General features: G+C 47.4%; 1 protein-coding gene. It reads right to left on the bottom strand.

The genetic code is table 11. The features are described 5' to 3' along the window. The coding region (locus tag A3860_RS07465; RefSeq protein WP_245843493.1) for a reverse transcriptase domain-containing protein at positions 1–665 on the bottom strand (665 nt) is incomplete at both ends.

Below are 665 nucleotides of genomic sequence, written 5' to 3'. Positions count from 1 at the left end.
AGCACCTCCATTACCCGCATTGCATCTTCCTTGTTGGTAAATCCTAACAGAAAATCATCAGCAAAACGGATAAGAAAACTATCTCCTTTTAGTAGCGGCTGTACTTGCCTGATGAACCATTCATCCAACACGTAGTGCAGATAAATGTTACTGATCAACGGTGAGATCGTTCCCCCTTGCGGAGTACCCTCAGTCGGATATATAAGCTGTCCGTTATCCAATACGCCGGCTTTGAGCCATTTGTCGATCATCTTTCTGATCACGCCATCTTTTATCCTAAAGTCAAGAAACTCACGCAAACATTGATGGTTGATACTCCCGAAGTAGTTTTGCATATCGGCATCAATAATGTATCGCATGCCTTTCCAGCTAACCTGCCGGGTTAATTCCTCCAATGCCTGGTGTTGTGATTTACCGGGTCTGAACCCATACGAGCAGGGATGGAACATACCCTCATATACCGGTTGCAATACCCTGGTTACCGCCGTCTGCAGCAGTTTGTCTTCCACGGTCGGTAGACCCAGTGGGCGAAGTTTGCCATCACCCTTGGGTATATAAACCCGCCGGATGTTGGGCGCCCGGTAGCTGCCGCTTTTAAAGGCTGTCAGTAACTGAGGGGTTCTTGTTTCCCGTTGTTTGTGATAGTCTATCCATGTTTCTGCATC

This window comes from Niastella vici (genome assembly GCF_002077945.1).
Lineage (GTDB): Bacteria > Bacteroidota > Bacteroidia > Chitinophagales > Chitinophagaceae > Niastella > Niastella vici.
Note: the sequence above shows the minus strand (reverse complement) of the source record. Positions and strands in the feature narration are given on the sequence as shown.